Source organism: Nonomuraea ceibae, from assembly GCF_019396325.1.
Classification (GTDB): domain Bacteria; phylum Actinomycetota; class Actinomycetes; order Streptosporangiales; family Streptosporangiaceae; genus Nonomuraea; species Nonomuraea ceibae.
Map to the genome: position 1 here is coordinate 20,877 of NZ_JAHKRO010000061.1, position 15,835 is coordinate 36,711.

Genomic DNA, 15,835 nt, shown 5'->3' on the forward strand with positions numbered 1-15,835 from the left:
CGTGACACTCCGGCTCACGGAGTGCGCGAGACCGTGCCCGAATACGTCACATCATGCTGTCCCTGGCGGATGACCGAGATGCCCATCCGGTCGGCGTCGGAGGTGGGCAGCAGGTGGAGGGTGCCGGGGTGGCACTCCTTCCCGGCGACGTCGCCCAGCGTGAACACCAGGCCGCGCGAGGTCGGGCTGAGCTCCCCGGTGCAGTGCAGGTCCGCGCCCCAGCGCATGCGCGACTCGCGCTCGCCGTCCAGCCTGATCTCCACGGGGAACACCCGGCCGGCCGTCGGGTGCCGCGCCGACCCGGTCCAGGTCCCGTCCACGGGGGTCGCGCCGTCCATCCCCATCCAGTACGTGACCCCGGCGGCGGCGAGCACCACGGCGGCCACGCCGATCCCCCACCGCGGCCAGCGCCCCCTCCGCCCCCGCTTCCCCACAGCCGGGAACCCCCCGGCGGACCCCGAACCACCGGCGGACGAGCCGCCCGATCCGTCCCCCCGCACGAACCCACCTGAGGCAGCCCCACCCGACGCGGACCCACCCAGCGCGAGACCGCCCGACGCGGCGTCCCCGGCCGCATGTCCGCCCGGCCCGCCGCCATCGCCCGCAAAGCCCCCCGAGGAGGCCCCGGACGCGGCCCCCGAAGGAGCGACCCCGGGCAGCGGCGCGGTGGGATCGACCAGAGCGGCCAGCGCGCTGCGCCCGGCCCCCCGCCGGCTCCGCCCGCCCGGCGTGCGCCCGCCCTCCGTCACCTGCGCCCCCGACAACGCCCCGCCGGCCGGCCTCAGGGCCGACCCCGTCAGCGACCCACCACCCGACCCCGAAGCCGGCCCCGTCAGCGGCCCGCCACCCGACCCCAGGGTCGGTCCCGTGCCCGGGTCCGTCGTGTCGTCGGGCATCTGCCATTCGAGGGTCTTCCCGTCCGGCTCCGGACGCACCCCCGGGTCGACGGCGGCCATCGCGCCGGTGGTGAGCACGTCGCCGCCGGTCAGGTCCTGGCCGAGCAGCAGCCCCAGCACCTCCTCGGCGCCGGGCCGGTCGGCCGGGTCGCGGGCGAGGCAGGCGTCCACGATGCCACGGAGCCGTCCGGACAGGTTCCCCAGGTCGGGCCGCCCGTACAGGATCCTGGCCAGCACCTCCTGGTGGGTCCCGCCGGCGAAGGCGTGGCGGCCGGTGGCGGTGTAGGCGACGGTGAGCGCCCAGGCGTACAGGTCGGCGGCGGGCCCAGCGGGCAGGCCCTCGATGCGCTCGGGCGCCAGGTAGGCGGGCGTGCCCATGGGGATGATGCCGGTGGTGGCGGTGCCGTCGGCGAGCCGGGAGACGCCGAAGTCGATCACGCGGGGCCCGTCGAGGCTGAGCAGCACGTTGCCGGGCTTGAAGTCGCGGTGCACGACGCCGGCCCGGTGGATGGCGACCAGGGCGGTGGCGGTGCCGATGGCCAGGCGGTGCAGGGAGCCGCCGGTGCGCGGCCCGGCGGTGAGGACGTGCTCGCGGAGGGAGACGCCGTCGACGTACTCGCTGACGAGGTAGGGCTGGTCGCCTTCGAGGTCGGCGTCGAGGAGCTGGGCGGTGCAGAAGGGCGCGACGCGGCGCAGCGCCTCGACCTCGGCCAGGAACCGGCGGCGCACCACCGGGTCGGCCGACAGGCTGGCGTGCAGCAGTTTGACGGCCACCTTGGTCCCGTCGCCGGAGTGGCCGAGATAGACGACGCCCTGGCCGCCCTGGCCGAGCCGCCCGGAGATCCGGTACGCGCCCAGCCGGCGCGGATCATCGGCACGGAGCTCGGACATAGCCCGCCATTATGACAGGGGTGAGATAAGCCTCGCGTACTCGCCCTGAGCCGCCTCACAATCGGGAAGCCCGGGGCGTCGGGGCTGCCACGGGCTGCCACGGGCTGCCACGGGCTGCCACGGGCTGCCACGGGCTGCCACAGGGCATCCCACGGGGCGCGATAGCCTCGGGGGCGTGCTGGAAGAGATCGCGGCGACGCGTTACGTGACGCCGCTGCGCGAGGGCGGCTCGCTGCCGGGGGTGGTCGAGGCCGACGACCTCGGCACCTATGTCGTGAAATTTCGTGAAGCAGGCCAGGGCCGCCGGGTGCTCGTCGCGGAGATCATCTCCGGCGAGCTGGCCCGCCGCCTCGGCTTCCGCACCCCCGAGCTGAAGGTCATCGACCTCGACCCGCAGCTCGGCGTCCGCGAGCCGGACGAAGAGGTGCAGGACCTGCTCAACGCCAGCACCGGCCGCAACCTGGCGGTCGACTTCCTGCCGGGCGCGCTCGGCTTCGAGCCGCTTGCCTGGCAGCCCGATCCGGCGTTCGCCGCCGACCTGATCTGGTTCGACGGCCTGATCCACAACGTCGACCGGAGCTGGCGCAACCCCAACCTGCTGCTCTGGCACCGCGACATCTGGCTCATCGACCACGGCGCCGCGCTCTGGTTCCACCACAACTGGAAGGGCGCCGACCCGCAGCGCCCGTTCGACGCCGGTGACCACGTGCTGGCGCCGTTCGCGGGCGACCTCGGCCGGGTCGCCCTGCACGAGCGCGTCACCCGTGACCTGCTCGAAGCGGTGACCGCCCTGGTGCCCGACGACTGGCTCGACGACGAGCCCGGCTTCGCCTCCGCGCAGGCCGTCCGCGACGCGTACGTGGAGCATCTGCTCCAGCGCGCGCACGGCCCGCGCGCGTGGCTGGTGCGCGGCGAGCCCGCGACGGTCCGCCCCGGCCCCGGCTCGGTCGGCGAGTTCTGGCGAGGAGGCCGCGCGTGACCAGGGACGTCTACGAGTACGCGATCATCCGCGTGGTGCCGAGGGTGGAGCGCGGCGAGCAGATCAACGCCGGCGTGCTCCTCTACTGCCAGCCGCGCGCCTACCTGTGCGCCCGCGTCGAGCTCGACGCGGCCCGGCTGCGCGCGCTCGACCCGGCCGCGGACGTGGGCTGCGTCGAGCAGGCGCTGGGCGCGTACGAGCTGGCGTGCGGCGAGGACTCGGGCCCGCTGGCGCGCGAGTCGCTGGGCGGGCGGTTCCGCTGGCTGACGGCGCCGCGCAGCACGATCGTGCAGACCGGCCCGGTGCACGCGGGACTCACGGGCGATCCGGAGGCCGAGCTCGACCGGCTGTTCGGCAAGCTCGTCCGCCTCTGAGGGGTCAGGCGGGCCGGCGCACGGCGAACGTGCCGCGCCCCCTGACGGTCTCGACCAGCCCGGCCTCCTCCAGTTTGCGGATCGCCCGGTCCACGGCCGCCCGGCCGACCCCGTACTCCTTCCGCAGGGCGGGGCGGGACGGCAGCCGGGTCTCGCCGCCGGTCACGACGCGCTCGCGCAGGCGCTCCAGCACGTACTGCTCGGCGAGGCCGCCGTCGCCGTCGCCGCCGCCGCCGCCCGGATGGCGCCACGACGACCACGGGACGGGGCACGGCCCGACGTGCTCGGGCTCGGGGCAGAGCAGCAGCTCGATCCGCTTCTGCAGCTCCCTGGCCTGCTCCTCGGTGGCGTAGACGTCCACCCCGACCTTCCACGTCGCTCTCGGCTCCGGCACGATCTTCCCTTCCTTCCGCGCAAGACCATTCTCGTATCCTGAGACGAGGCGTAGCATCCCGTTTATGGCGGTCCTGCATCCCCGGCGGGTGGCCTGGGAGGGCGCGCGCGTCTTCGTGGCCGCGGCCGGCACGGAGACCTACTGGTGGCTCAGCGAGGCGATCGGCCGCTATCTGGGCGTGATGTACGAGCTCCAGCTCGCCGAGACGCGGCTGCGGCTGCAGTCCGACGGGCGGAAGGTGACGCCGCTGCTCGAATCGGGCGCCTGGCGGGCTCGGCTGGACGAGCTGCTCGACGAGTGCCCCGGTTACGCGTCGATCCTCACCCAGCTCGTCGAGGAGACGGCGGCGCGGCTCAGAACAGCACGGACATGAACGTGTCGACCTCGCGGAAGCCGACCTTGCGGTAGACGGCCCGCGCCGCGTGGTTGTAGTCGTTGACGTACAGCGAGACGACGGGCGCGAAGCAGGCGAGGGAGGCTTCGACGACGGCGGCCATGCCCGCCACGGCGAGGCCGCGGCCGCGCAGCTCGGGGTGCACCCAGACGCCCTGGATCTGGCACGCCTGCGGGGTGACGGCGCCGATCTCGGCCTTGAACGCCACCCGGCCGTTCTCGATGCGGGCGTAGGAGCGGCCGATGCGGATCAGCTCGGCCACCCGGGTGCGGTAGAGGGCGCCGCCGTCGCCGAGGTTGGGCGAGATGCCCACCTCCTCGGTGAACATCGCGACGCACGCCGGCAGCAGCGTCTCGAACTCGTCGGGCCGCACCCGCCGCACCAGCGGGTCGGACAGCACGGGAGGCCGCTGCGAGGTCGCCATGACGGGCTGGGCCCAGCGGATGGCGCGGGCCGGGCCCCAGTGCGGCTCCAGCCGCTCCCACAGCAGCGACACCGCGTCGACCGGGCCCACGATGGACGAGCAGCGTCGCCCCTGCTTGCGTGCCCGGTCGGCGAACGCGTGCACCGCCTCGGGCCCGGCGGCGACCGGCACCAGGTTGGCTCCGGCATAGCAGAGCGAGGCGATGGCGCCGCGCGGCCCGAAGCCCCACATCTGCCCGCCGAGCCGCGCCGGGTTGAGCCCGACGCTGCGCACCCGGGAGGCGACGAAGACGTTCGCGACCGGGTCGGTGTCGAGCAGCGCGAGCACCTCGTCCCGGTCGCTGTCGTCGAGGACACGCGACGCCGATGTACGCAGCATCACATGGTCAGACTACGCGAACACCCCTGGATTAGCTCATCTGGACAGCGCCTCGGTGAGCCTTTCGTGACCTCCCGTCCCGCCTGACAGCATGTGGGCGGCCGGACGGGGCTCCGGCACGGCCCGGCAGGTGGCCCCGTCGGCGGGCAGGGTGCCGTCGGCCAGGTACGCGGCGAGGTGGCGGTCGACGCACTGGTTGCCGCCCAGCGAGACGCCGTGGTTGCCGCCGGTGTCGACGACCATGCGCGCGGTGGCGAAGTGCCGCTTCATCGACATCGCGCCCGCGTACGGGGTGGCGGCGTCGTCGCGCGACTGGATCATCAGGACCGGCGGCAGCCGCCACGAGCCGTGCACCTTGACGGGGGTGCCGCCGGGCACCGGCCAGAACTTGCACGGCGCGTTGAACCAGGCGTTCGGCCAGGTCAGGAACGGCGCGTGGCGGTGCATCCGGGTCATGTCGGCATGCCAGGTGGCCCAGTCGCGCGGCCAGGCGGCGTCGCGGCACTGGATGGCCAGGTAGACGGCGTAGCCGTTCTCGTCGGCGGCGTCGTTCTTGCCGTGCTTCTCGTACGCGGCGAGCAGCGGCTTGGTGTCGCCCTTGCGCACGTACGCCGACCAGGCGGCGGCGAGCTCGGGCCACACGCGGTCGCTGTAGCCGCCCACGGTGAAGGTGTCGTCGAGCTCGCTGGCCCCGACCACCCCGCCCGCCGGCCGGTCGTGCAGCCGGGCGCGCATCGCGTTCCAGGCGAACCCGGTCTGCCGGGCGGTGCGGCCGAGCCGGTAGACCGAGTTGTGCCGGGCCGTCCAGTCGAGGAAGGCGCGGTGCCTGCGCTGGAAGGCGCGATCCTGGGCCAGGTTGTTGGCGTACCAGACGCCGTCGGGGTCGACCGAGCTGTCCATGACGAGGCGCTTGACCCGGCTGGGGAACAGCGTGGCGTACACGGCGCCGATGTAGGTGCCGTAGGAGTAGCCGAGGTAGCTGATCTGCTTCTCGCCGAGCGCGGCGCGGATGCCGTCGAGGTCCCTGGCCACGTTCTCGGTGGTCATGTGGGGCAGCAGCCACGACCAGAAGTCGCCGCACCGGTTGGCGTACTCGGCGGCCCGGCCGAGCAGCACCTGCTCCTCGGCGGCGGTGCGGGGCACCGCGTCGGGCCGGGGCGCCCGGTAGTAGGTCTCCGGGTCGACGCAGCGCATCGCCGGCCGGCTGGCGCCGACGCCGCGCGGGTCGAAGCCGACCACGTCGTAGCGGTCGCGCACGCCGGCGGGCAGCACGGCGGCGACGTACTGCGCGAGGGTCCGCCCGGACGCCCCCGGCCCGCCCGGGTTGACGAGCAGCGTGCCCAGGTGGTTGCCGTCACGCGGCACCTTGGCCTTGATCCGGTTGATCGACAGCTGGATCGACTGTCCCCACGGCTCCCGGTAGTCGAGCGGCACGCGTACGGTGCCGCACTCCATCGTGGCCGCCGCGGCCGTCTTGCGCTCGGCGGCCGGGCACTTCTCCCATCTGACCCTGTCGGCGGCGGCGGCCTGCCGCACCTCGGCGGTCACCGCGACCGGCGCCACCCCGACGACCAGCGTCGCCGCACCGGCGACCAACCCCACGAACCGTTTCACCCGGTCCCCTCCCCCACTTCATAGGCGAAGGGAATGCTCCCGTACGTAGCCGCCCGGTGACGGTGGGTATGGAGAAATACTTGCCATCCTGTGATCACTCCGTGGTGAGTGATCGCTCCTGGGCGTAGAGGTCGAGGCGGTCAAAGGCGGGCCGCCAGTCGTCGCGGTAGGCGGCGCGAACCTCGTCGGGCATGCCGTCGAGGATGCTCGCGGCGGCCTCGTCGGCGCGCCCGTCGAGGACCCACGGCAGGTAGGTGGTGTCGTCGTGGCCGATCCTGCGGCGGTGCGCCGCGCCGAACCCGGCCCACTGCTCGGCGGTCAGCACCGCGTCGACGAGGGCGAGCCCGTCGGCCTCCTCGTGGCGCAGGTGGCCGCGCAGGCCGGTGGCGAGCTCGTCGATCAGGCCGGCCAGCCGCTCGGCGCCGTGGTCGCGGTCGGCCAGCGCGGCGTCCACGGCGCCGAGCAGCGGGTCGATGGCGGCGTGCTCGGCCTCCATGGCGTCGAGCAGCAGGAGGTCGTCGGGGCGTGCGGCGAGCGCGGCGCGCATGGGGGGCCACAGCGCCTCGTCCTCGGCGGCGTGGTGGACGGTCAGGAACCTCTTGAACAGCGACCACCCCGCCCCGGCGGCGAGGACCCGGCGGGGCTCGTCCCCCGCCCGGGCGGCGACCCTGGCGAGCCGTTCCAGCTCCCGCCGCAGCGCGTCGTGCATCGCGTTCATCATCGTGAAGTCGAGTGCCATGTCAGCGACCATAACCATCCACACATTAATCGTCAACAAGCTAACTAACACTCCGCCTAACCATCACAGGTCTCGGGTAAGCTGCCGCCCGGAGGTGTGATCGGTGACGGAAGGGACTCTCTCGGAGACGCTGCGCGGCTCCGTCGGGGCGCTGCTGCGCAGGGTGTATGCGCGCTTCACCGCCGAGGCGCTGGACGCCGACCCGGCCTCGCGCGACTACGTGGTCCTCGACACGCTCGCCGACCAGGACGCCGGCTCCCAGCACGACCTCGCGGAACGGCTCGGCATCAACAGGACGATCATGGTCCGCCTGATCGACCGGCTCCAGGACTCCGGGTACGTGACCCGCACGCGCAACCCCGCCAACCGGCGCTCGTACGTGCTGTCGATCACCCCCGAGGGCCGGGCGGCCCGCGACGCGATGCGGCAGGCGGTCGCCGAGCACGACGCGCGCATCACGGCCGCGCTGACCCCGGCCGAGCGGCGGCGGCTCGACGAGCTCCTGAGCCTGCTGCTCCCGGAGCCGGAGCCGCTGCGGACGACCGCCTACCTGGTGGCGCAGGCGCACTACCGGCTGCGGCGCATGGGCGACGCGCTGCTGGCCGACGTGGGCCTGCGCACCCGGCACTTCGGCTCGCTCGCCGCGATAGAGGAGCTCGGCCCCTGCCCCCAGCAGGCGCTCGCCGAGCGCATGCACGTCTCCGAGCCGACGGCCGCCCAGATCGTCGACGAGCTGGTGCGGCTCGGCCTGGTGGCCCGGGGCCAGGACCCGCGCGACCGCCGCCGCTACGCGCTGGAGCTGACGCCCCTGGGCCGCGAACGGCTGGTCGTGGTGCGCGACGCGGCGGCGCGGCTGCGCGAGGACGTCCGCGCCCTGCTCGGCACGGAGGCGACAGAGGAGCTGCGAGCGCTGCTCGGCAAGCTCCTCACGTCATGAGGAGTGCATCTCCTTGGTGGGCCAGGAGCCGTCGGGGGTGAACTGCGGCCCCCAGTAGTGGGGGTTGACCTCGCGCAGCGTGAGCGCGCGCCAGCCGCCTGCCCCGTCGGGCACGCCGACCTCGACGCCGGGCCCCCACAGCGCCAGCCGCTCCTGGCAGACGCCGCAGGGCGGCAGCACGAGCAGCGCGTCGCCCTCCCGGAAGACGCAGACGGAGGCGGTGACCTTCGCGTCGAGCGTGTAGGCCTGGCACAGCGCGCCGGTCTCGTGGCACAGCGACACGCCGCCGTTGAGGTTGTCGAGCCCGACGCTGGTGAGGATGCGGCCGTCGTCGAGGTAAACAGCGGCGGCGCCGCCCTCCTCGCCGGCCGGCCACCGGCGTTCGAGCTGGGCGACGGCCGCGTCGACGAGCTGCTGGTCGAGCCGCATCAGCCGACCGTCACCTGCACGCCCGAGCTCTCGTCGTCGTCCAGGTCGACCTCGACGCCCATCTCCTCGGCCAGGCGCAGCGCCTCCTCGATCAGGGTCTCGACGATCTGCGACTCCGGCACGGTCTTGATGACCTCGCCCTTGACGAAGATCTGGCCCTTGCCGTTGCCGGAGGCGACGCCCAGGTCGGCCTCGCGGGCCTCGCCGGGGCCGTTGACGACGCAGCCCATGACCGCGACCCGCAGCGGCACCTTCAGGCCCTCCAGCCCGGCCTGGACCTGCTCGGCCAGCGTGTAGACGTCGACCTGGGCGCGGCCGCACGACGGGCAGGAGACGATCTCCAGGCCGCGCTCGCGCAGGCCGAGCGACTCCAGGATCTGGTTGCCGACCTTGACCTCCTCGACCGGCGGCGCCGACAGGGAGACGCGGATGGTGTCGCCGATGCCCTCGGCCAGCAGCGCGCCGAACGCGACGGCGGACTTGATCGTGCCCTGGAAGGCCGGCCCGGCCTCGGTGACGCCCAGGTGCAGCGGGTAGTCGCACTTGGCGGCCAGCAGTCGGTAGGCGTTGATCATGACGACGGGGTCGTTGTGCTTGACCGAGATCTTGATGTCGCGGAAGCCGTGCTCCTCGAACAGCGAGCACTCCCACAGCGCCGACTCCACCAGCGCCTCGGGCGTGGCCTTGCCGTACTTCTGCAGCAGCCGGGGGTCGAGGGAGCCGGCGTTGACGCCGATGCGGATCGGCACGCCGTGGTCGGCCGCGGCCTTGGCGATCTCGCCGACCTTGTCGTCGAACTTCTTGATGTTGCCCGGGTTGACCCGGACGGCCGCGCAGCCCGCCTCGATGGCGGCGAAGACGTACTTGGGCTGGAAGTGGATGTCGGCGATGACCGGGATCTGCGACTTCCTGGCGATGATCGGCAGCGCGTCGGCGTCGTCCTGGGACGGCACGGCGACGCGGACGATCTGGCAGCCGGAGGCGGTGAGCTCGGCGATCTGCTGCAGGGTCGCGTTGACGTCGGCGGTCACCGTGGTGGTCATCGACTGCACGGAGACGGGTGCGTCGCCGCCGACGGGCACGCTGCCGACCATGATCTGCCGGGAGTGGCGGCGTTCGGCGAGCGGCTTGGGGCGGAGCGTCGGGATGCCGAGTGCTACAGAAGACATTTCAACCCTTGAGTGTCGACGACGTTGTCCAGTTTAGGTAGCTAGCGGGACTGCCCGGCCGCGAGCTCCGCCGCGCGGGCGCGGGCCCAGGCGTCGGCGGCGAGCACCTCCTCGACCGAGCCGGCCGGGGTGACCTCGTGCTCGTCCACGACGCGGGCGACGGTGTCGACGATCGCCAGGAACGGCAGCCGGCCGCCGATGAACGCCTCCAGGCACGCCTCGTTGGCCGCGTTGTAGACGGCCGGGGCGGTGCCGCCCTCGGCGCCCACGTGCCTGGCCAGCGCCACGGCGGGGAAGGCGGCGTCGTCGAGCGGCTCGAAGGTCCAGGTGTGGGCCCTGGTCCAGTCGACGGGCCGGGCGGCGCCGGTGACGCGCTCGGGGTGGCCGAGCGCGAGCGCGATCGGCAGCCGCATGTCGGGCGGGCTGGCCTGGGCGATGGTCGAGCCGTCGACGTACTCCACCATGGAGTGGATGATCGACTGCGGGTGGACGACGACCTCGATGCGGTCGAAGCCGATGTCGAACAGCAGGTGGGCCTCGATCACCTCCAGGCCCTTGTTGACCAGGGTCGCCGAGTTGATGGTGATCATCGGGCCCATGGACCAGGTGGGGTGGGCCAGCGCCATCTCGGGAGTGACGTCGGTCATCTCCGCGCGGGTCCGGCCGCGGAACGGCCCGCCGCTCGCGGTGACGACCAGCCGCCTGACCGCGTCGGGGTCGTAGCCGTGCGGCCCGGAGGCCCACAGGCACTGCTGCAGGGCGGAGTGCTCGGAGTCGACGGGCAGGATCTGGCCGGGCTTGGCCAGCCGCTTGACCAGCGGGCCGCCGATGATCAGGGACTCCTTGTTGGCCAGCGCGAGCGTGCGCCCGGCCTCCAGCGCGACGAGCGTGGAGGTGAGGCCGAGCGCGCCGTTGATGCCGTTGAGCACGGTGTCGCACGGCCGGGCGGCGAGCTCCGCGACGCCGTCGGGGCCGGCGAGCACCTCGGGGGCGGCGCCGAGCGCGGCCAGCGCCTCCTTCAGGGCGGGCACGGCGGCGGGGTCGGCCACGGCGACGGCCTCCGCCCCGGTCTCGGCGGCCTGCCGGGCGAGGAGGTCGACCTTGCCTCCTCCTGCGGCGAGCGCCGCGACCCGGAAGCGGCCGGGGCAGGCGGCGATGACGTCGAGGGCCTGCGTGCCGACGGAGCCGGTGGAGCCGAGCACGACCACGGAGCGGAGGGACTGTTCATGCACGGATCCATTGTCCCCTCCGCCCGGCCCGCGCGGGCACCGGGAGGCCCAGGTGGTCAACCGGAGTGACCCCAGAGCACCCAGTACGCAAATGCCGGAATATCCCCATATCCGAATCCGCATAAGCCGAGAAATCGCGATATTGCGCAGTTACCTTCCAACCCGAGATCCGGTCCCGGGAGGTAGAAAAATGCACCGCGGAGTCACCCTGCTCGCCGCTTTGACCCTCGCCCTGCTCCCGGCCGCGCCCGCGCACGCGGAGCCCAGGCCCGCGCAACGGGCGGCGGCCGACTCCGACCGCGAGCGGCAGGCCGTCCTCGACTACTGGACACCGGCCAGGATGGCCGCGGCCCGGCCGCTCGACGTGGCAGCGCCGCACGCCAAGGCCGCCGCCACCGCCGGCAAGCCGACCGAGGGCGCCCCGTGGACCGCCCCGCCCACCGGCGCCTCCGGCGTGCAGCTGCGGCAGGCGCCCAACAGCGGCGGCCGCCCGTGGACCGGCGGCGGCGTGGTCGCCAAGGCCGCCGGCCGGGTGTTCTTCACCACCCAGGGGCGCAACGCCTCCTGCTCGGGCAGCGCCGTGACCAGCGCCAACAAGAGCGTCGTGCTGACCGCCGGGCACTGCGTGAAGATGGGCGGCGCCTTCCACACGAACTGGGTCTTCGTCCCGGGCTACGACGCCGGGCAGCGGCCGTTCGGCACCTGGCCGGCCACCCGGCTGCTGACCACCCAGGAGTGGAACGCCACCGAGGACATCAACTTCGACGTCGCCGCCGCCGTGGTCGCGCCCCTGGAGGGGCGCTCGCTGACCGACGTGGTGGGCGGCCAGGGCGTCGCGTTCAACCAGCCCAGGCGCCGGCAGATGTACGCGTTCGGCTACCCGGCGGCGGCGCCGTACGACGGGTCCGCGCTCGTCTACTGCAGCGGCCGGGCCTTCGACGACTTCCTGCTGAGCCAGGACCTCGGCCTGACGTGCGACATGACCGGCGGTGCGAGCGGCGGTCCGTGGATGCTGAATTTCAACGAGGCGACCGGTCTCGGCACGCAGAACTCGGTCAACAGCTTCAAATACAGCTTTGCCCCCAATTGGATGTTCGGGCCCTATTTTGGGACGGAAGCCCAATCCGTCTACGAGGCCGCCCAGAACACCGCCACGACCTGAGGTAATTTACCGAAAGTAGTCACAAGAACACATCTCGTGGTGCACACTCGGGGGGCATGACGCTGACCACCCCCGTGCTGGCGGCCGCGCCCCTGGTCGCCGGACTCCTGGGGCCCGCGCTGATCGGCGCCGCCCCCGAGCAGCACCCCGGCCGCCAGGTCGCCGTCCCCGCCGCGGCGCACGGCGACATCGTCGAGCACGTCGCCGCCCGCAGCCCGGCCGACCAGCGCCGGGTGCTCGACTACTGGACCCCGCAGCGCATGTCCAAGGCGCTGCCGATCAGCCTGCTCGGCCTGGTCACCCAGGGCGGCCTGCTGGGCGGCCTCACCGACGCCAAGGAGTCCGGCGGGACCAAGGGCCTCGGCGTGACGGAGCTGAAGAAGGACCTCACCGACCTCACCAGCTCCAGCAAGCTCACCGGCACGCTCAACGGCCTGACCGGGGGCACGGGCCTCGGCGCCGCGCCCCAGCTGGCCAACCGCTCGATCGAGCTGGCCCCCGTCAAGCCGCGCCCGCAGCACCAGTCGTCCCGCCCGCTGGCCACCACCTCCGGCTCCCGGTGGGCCGTCGGCGGCGCGGTGGCCAGGACCACCGGCCGGGTCTTCCTCACCATGTCGGGCGTCGACTTCGTCTGCTCGGCCAGCACCGTGCGCAGCGCCAACCGCGACGTCGTCCTCACCGCCGGCCACTGCGTCAAGGACGGCACCGGCGCCTGGGCGCAGAACTGGACGTTCGTCCCCGCCTACGGCACCTCGGGCCGCAAGCCGTACGGGCAGTGGACGGCCCGCCGCATGTTCGTGGCGGGCCCGTGGTCGCGCAGCGCCGACGACAGCTACGACGTCGGCATGGTGGCGCTGGCCACGTCCGGCGGCAAGCACGTCGCCGACGTCGTGGGCACGCAGGAGATCGCCTTCAACGCCAAGCGCGGCGGCCACGCGTTCGGCTTCGGCTACCCGGCCGACCCGCCCTACGACGGCAGCCACCTGGTCTACTGCGCCGGCAAGCTGCGTGACGACCCCTACGGCGACACCCACGACCAGGGGCTGGGCTGCGACATGACGGCGGGCTCCAGCGGCGGGCCGTGGATGTCGGGGTTCGACAGCGCCACCGGCAAGGGCACGATCACGTCCCTGAGCAGCTTCAAGTACAGCAACGACCAGCGCACCATGTACGGCCCGTTCCTGGGCGAGGCGGCCAGGAAGCTGTTCCTCACGGCGGAGCGCGCCTGACCTCCGGGCGGCGCAGGTCGTCGACGTAGAGGGCGAGCAGCGCGCCCTCGTCGGGCAGGGCCGAGAACATGATCTGGCGACGGAGCTGCGCGATCGTCAGGAGCTTGTCCATCCCGGCCCACGACCAGCTGTACGGCGCGGGCTCCCACAGGTCGGGCAGCGACAGCTTCAGGTGCAGCTCCCGCAGGTCGTCCTGCGACCAGACCGGGCGCACGGCGACCAGGTCCACCAAGCTCTGCCATTCGGCGAGCGCGCACTGCGAGCGCCACAGCAGAGCGTAGCTGCGCCACTCGGTCACCACGTCCTCGTGTCCGGGCATGAACTCGCTGGCCCGCAGCTCGGGGGCGCACACGAGGGCGAGCACCATGAGGTTGGCCGAGTAGTAGGCGTATCGGCGCTGCGGCCCGGCGATCCACGGCCGGTAGGCGGCGATGGCGGAGTCCTCGCGCGCGTCCAGCTCCCGGAACAGCCGCAGCACCACCGCCCGCCACCGGTCGGGGTCGTCGGCCAGCTCCTGGAGGAACGAGACCACGGGCAGCCGTGAGGCCAGCGTCGCCCAGGACAGCACGGTGCGCAGCAGCCCGTCGTGCACGCCGGTGAGCACCAGGCTCGACTCCTGGGCGACCAGCTCGCGCAGCAGCGAGGCGACGAGCCTGGCGATGAGGAACTCGCCGAACGTCGCGTGCAGGAACTCGAAGGTGTGCAGCACCTCGCCGTCGCGCACGACCTGGGCGCGGTGCACGAAGAAGGACCTGGCCACGGCCTCGTGCCCGCCGCCGTGCCGCCGGACCGGCGCGGGCTCGCGCCGCCGTTCGGGCAGCAGCACCTCCAGGTCGGCGTCGACCTCCTCGACCGTGGCCCACTGCCGTCCCCGGTTGAACATGGAGGAGGCGACGAACGACAGCCGCAGCAGCTCCAGCTCCACCTGCCTGGCCACCTGCTCGCGCGGGTGGAGCTTCTCCAGCGCGCGTTCGGCGTAGCGGGTCATCAGCCGCTCGTACAGCTCGGCCTGCCCGAGGGTGCCCGGTTCGCGGCGCAGCGCGTTGCCGTCGGCGTCGTAGAAGGCCAGCATGAGCAGCAGCAGCGGTGAGCCCGCCAGGTGCCGCTGGGTCATGGCCACGTCCAGGGTGAACGGCTCCAGCCCGGCGGCCGGGAAGTAGTCGGCGTTGACGGCGTTCCACACCTCGAGCCAGCGCCGGGTGGCGTCGGGGCCGAACGCCTCCAGCCGGGTGACCACGGTGCCCTCGGGCAGCCCGGCACGGTTGGCGACGGCGGTGCGCGAGGTGACGACGACGGCGACGGCCCGCCCGGCGTCGGCCTCCTCGTGCTGGAACCTGGCGACCTTCATCAGGTAGTCCGACTGGCGCACGCCCGTGGCCTGGAGCAGCTCGTCGAACCCGTCCAGGATGATCACGGGCAGCGCGCCGCCGGCCGACCTGGCGATGGCCGGCCAGTCCTGGCGTTCGCCGCTCAGGTGGTGGACGGCCTCCTCGATCTGCTCCTGGATGCCCGCTCCGGCCGACACTTCACGCAGCGGCACCCGTATCGGCAGGAACGGCGCGTCGCGCAGGCGGGCGGCGAGCACCTTGCTCAGCACCGACTTGCCGGAGCCGGGCTGGCCGAGCACGAGGAGGGGCGCCTCGGCCGCCGCCGACGAGGTCAGGAACCCGGCCAGGAACACGGGCAGGTCGGAGCGGATCGGGTGCCCCTCCCACCAGGCGTCGCCGCTCGGGTCGTCGCCGGGCGCGATCCGCGCCGCCCTGAACTGCGGGGTCACGTACGCCTGCGCGAGCGTCGGCAGCCGCAGGCCGATCGGCAGGGCGCCGGTCTCGGCGATGGGCCGGACGAGCGCCGCCTGGTGCAGCCGGTCGAGCGCGGCGGCCCGCTCGGGCAGCGGCTCGCCGGTGGCGACGAGCGAGATGAGCCGCTCCAGCTCGGCCATGCCGGGCAGGCTCGGCTGGTGGTCGGCGATGCCCGCCCAGAACGCGAACTCCGGCACGTCCCTCGCCAGCGTGCGGAAGCGGTCGGTGTAGCGGAGCACGGCCATCTCGGCCAGCTCGTCCCCGTAGGCGGCGGCGGTCCACTGCCGGTCGTGGTCGCCGAGCCGCTCCCACAGGCCCAGCTCCCTGACGTGGGCGAGCAACTGCTGGCCGAGCCCGAGGTAGTAGCCGCGCACGACCGCCACGGTCTCGTCGAAGGAGGTGTGCGGCGAGGGGCACAGCGGCGCGGCCAGCTCCCAGTAGTGCCGCCCGCCGGCCTCGCCCGCGTGCAGCTCGCCGGGCGCGAACGGCAGGTCGAGCGTGTCGACGGCCTCGACGTAGGCGGTGACGACGAGCACGGCGTGCGCGGCCTCGAACCTGTCGGTACGGGAGCGCCAGGTGCTGCCGGGACGCCATTCGCGCCAGCGTCCCAGCAGCTCGGCCCCGAGTTTGACCAGCGCCCCACGGGCCTCCATCACCCCCGCTACGGGCAGGAGCGCGACGGTTCCGGTGCTGACCAGCGCTTCGAGCGCCGGATCAGCGCCGCCGAGTAATCGGACAGCATCGATGTACCGGTATTTGTCCCCCATGCAGCATCGCCGCCTTGGATGGGCCGTT

The 15,835-nt window shown here is 73.3% G+C and carries 15 protein-coding genes; 6 read left to right on the forward strand and 9 right to left on the reverse strand.

What is annotated here, in order from left to right:
- Positions 1 to 14 precede the first annotated feature (14 nt).
- Positions 15 to 1,787, reverse strand: coding sequence for a serine/threonine-protein kinase (locus tag KME80_RS30425; protein WP_219509856.1), 1,773 nt, complete (start codon positions 1,785 to 1,787; stop codon positions 15 to 17).
- Positions 1,788 to 1,962: 175 nt separating this feature from the next.
- Between KME80_RS30425 and KME80_RS30430 the strand changes: the two genes are divergently transcribed.
- A complete protein-coding gene (locus tag KME80_RS30430) occupies positions 1,963 to 2,766 on the forward strand; it encodes a HipA family kinase (RefSeq protein ID WP_219509858.1) in 804 nt (267 codons plus the stop codon).
- Positions 2,763 to 3,140, forward strand: coding sequence for a DUF3037 domain-containing protein (locus KME80_RS30435; protein WP_219509860.1), 378 nt, complete (start codon positions 2,763 to 2,765; stop codon positions 3,138 to 3,140). Before KME80_RS30430 ends, KME80_RS30435 begins: the two co-directional genes overlap by 4 nt.
- A 4-nt stretch (positions 3,141 to 3,144) precedes the next feature.
- Here the strand turns inward: KME80_RS30435 and KME80_RS30440 are convergent, their stop codons facing one another.
- Positions 3,145 to 3,534: a GntR family transcriptional regulator gene (locus KME80_RS30440; RefSeq protein ID WP_219509862.1), complete on the reverse strand. Its 390-nt coding sequence runs from the start codon at positions 3,532 to 3,534 to the stop codon at positions 3,145 to 3,147.
- Between the two features lie 64 nt (positions 3,535 to 3,598).
- Between KME80_RS30440 and KME80_RS30445 the strand changes: the two genes are divergently transcribed.
- A complete protein-coding gene (locus KME80_RS30445) occupies positions 3,599 to 3,907 on the forward strand; it encodes a hypothetical protein (RefSeq protein ID WP_219509864.1) in 309 nt (102 codons plus the stop codon).
- Here KME80_RS30445 and KME80_RS30450 read toward each other — a convergent pair.
- The 3 genes from KME80_RS30450 to KME80_RS30460 all read right to left on the reverse strand — a co-directional run bounded on the left by KME80_RS30450 (position 3,888) and on the right by KME80_RS30460 (position 7,083).
- Positions 3,888 to 4,730, reverse strand: coding sequence for a GNAT family N-acetyltransferase (locus KME80_RS30450; RefSeq protein ID WP_219509891.1), 843 nt, complete (start codon positions 4,728 to 4,730; stop codon positions 3,888 to 3,890). The genes KME80_RS30445 and KME80_RS30450 overlap by 20 nt on opposite strands.
- A 36-nt stretch (positions 4,731 to 4,766) precedes the next feature.
- On the reverse strand, positions 4,767 to 6,344 hold the full coding sequence (locus KME80_RS30455) for an alpha/beta hydrolase (RefSeq protein ID WP_308125986.1): 1,578 nt from the start codon (positions 6,342 to 6,344) through the stop codon (positions 4,767 to 4,769).
- Between the two features lie 94 nt (positions 6,345 to 6,438).
- Positions 6,439 to 7,083: a hemerythrin domain-containing protein gene (locus KME80_RS30460; RefSeq protein WP_246646010.1), complete on the reverse strand. Its 645-nt coding sequence runs from the start codon at positions 7,081 to 7,083 to the stop codon at positions 6,439 to 6,441.
- A gap of 103 nt (positions 7,084 to 7,186) precedes the next feature.
- Between KME80_RS30460 and KME80_RS30465 the strand changes: the two genes are divergently transcribed.
- Complete coding sequence (locus KME80_RS30465) at positions 7,187 to 8,020, forward strand: MarR family winged helix-turn-helix transcriptional regulator (protein ID WP_219509866.1); 834 nt, start codon at positions 7,187 to 7,189, stop codon at positions 8,018 to 8,020.
- Here the strand turns inward: KME80_RS30465 and KME80_RS30470 are convergent.
- From KME80_RS30470 to dxr, 3 genes are read right to left on the reverse strand one after another with little or no spacing between them, the layout of a single operon-like run.
- Positions 8,015 to 8,449, reverse strand: a complete 435-nt coding sequence (locus KME80_RS30470; protein ID WP_219509867.1) for a cytidine deaminase — start codon at positions 8,447 to 8,449, stop codon at positions 8,015 to 8,017. The genes KME80_RS30465 and KME80_RS30470 overlap by 6 nt on opposite strands.
- Positions 8,449 to 9,618, reverse strand: coding sequence for a flavodoxin-dependent (E)-4-hydroxy-3-methylbut-2-enyl-diphosphate synthase (ispG, locus tag KME80_RS30475; protein WP_219509868.1), 1,170 nt, complete (start codon positions 9,616 to 9,618; stop codon positions 8,449 to 8,451). Before ispG ends, KME80_RS30470 begins: the two co-directional genes overlap by 1 nt.
- 41 nt (positions 9,619 to 9,659) lie before the next feature.
- Positions 9,660 to 10,850: a 1-deoxy-D-xylulose-5-phosphate reductoisomerase gene (dxr, locus tag KME80_RS30480; RefSeq protein WP_308125987.1), complete on the reverse strand. Its 1,191-nt coding sequence runs from the start codon at positions 10,848 to 10,850 to the stop codon at positions 9,660 to 9,662.
- A 187-nt stretch (positions 10,851 to 11,037) separates the two neighbouring features.
- On the opposite strand from dxr, the gene KME80_RS30485 reads away from it, so the two are divergent.
- Both KME80_RS30485 and KME80_RS30490 read left to right on the forward strand, forming a co-directional pair.
- Positions 11,038 to 12,009: a trypsin-like serine peptidase gene (locus tag KME80_RS30485; protein ID WP_219509870.1), complete on the forward strand. Its 972-nt coding sequence runs from the start codon at positions 11,038 to 11,040 to the stop codon at positions 12,007 to 12,009.
- A 56-nt stretch (positions 12,010 to 12,065) separates the two neighbouring features.
- On the forward strand, positions 12,066 to 13,238 hold the full coding sequence (locus KME80_RS30490; protein WP_246646012.1) for a trypsin-like serine peptidase: 1,173 nt from the start codon (positions 12,066 to 12,068) through the stop codon (positions 13,236 to 13,238).
- Here KME80_RS30490 and KME80_RS30495 read toward each other — a convergent pair.
- On the reverse strand, positions 13,219 to 15,807 hold the full coding sequence (locus KME80_RS30495) for an NACHT domain-containing protein (protein ID WP_219509871.1): 2,589 nt from the start codon (positions 15,805 to 15,807) through the stop codon (positions 13,219 to 13,221). The genes KME80_RS30490 and KME80_RS30495 overlap by 20 nt on opposite strands.
- Positions 15,808 to 15,835: the final 28 nt, after the last annotated feature.

Excerpts from the sequence above, each read along its gene's own strand:
- KME80_RS30470 (WP_219509867.1), bottom strand. The coding sequence starts at position 8,449 with ATGCGGCTCGACCAGCAGCTCGTCGACGCGGCCGTCGCCCAGCTCGAA.
- KME80_RS30490 (WP_246646012.1), top strand. The coding sequence starts at position 12,066 with ATGACGCTGACCACCCCCGTGCTGGCGGCCGCGCCCCTGGTCGCCGGA.
- KME80_RS30485 (WP_219509870.1), top strand. The coding sequence starts at position 11,038 with ATGCACCGCGGAGTCACCCTGCTCGCCGCTTTGACCCTCGCCCTGCTC.
- KME80_RS30495 (WP_219509871.1), bottom strand. The coding sequence starts at position 15,807 with ATGGGGGACAAATACCGGTACATCGATGCTGTCCGATTACTCGGCGGC.
- KME80_RS30445 (WP_219509864.1), top strand. The coding sequence starts at position 3,599 with ATGGCGGTCCTGCATCCCCGGCGGGTGGCCTGGGAGGGCGCGCGCGTC.
- KME80_RS30425 (WP_219509856.1), bottom strand. The coding sequence starts at position 1,787 with ATGTCCGAGCTCCGTGCCGATGATCCGCGCCGGCTGGGCGCGTACCGG.
- KME80_RS30460 (WP_246646010.1), bottom strand. The coding sequence starts at position 7,083 with ATGGCACTCGACTTCACGATGATGAACGCGATGCACGACGCGCTGCGG.
- ispG (WP_219509868.1), bottom strand. The coding sequence starts at position 9,618 with ATGTCTTCTGTAGCACTCGGCATCCCGACGCTCCGCCCCAAGCCGCTC.
- KME80_RS30450 (WP_219509891.1), bottom strand. The coding sequence starts at position 4,730 with ATGCTGCGTACATCGGCGTCGCGTGTCCTCGACGACAGCGACCGGGAC.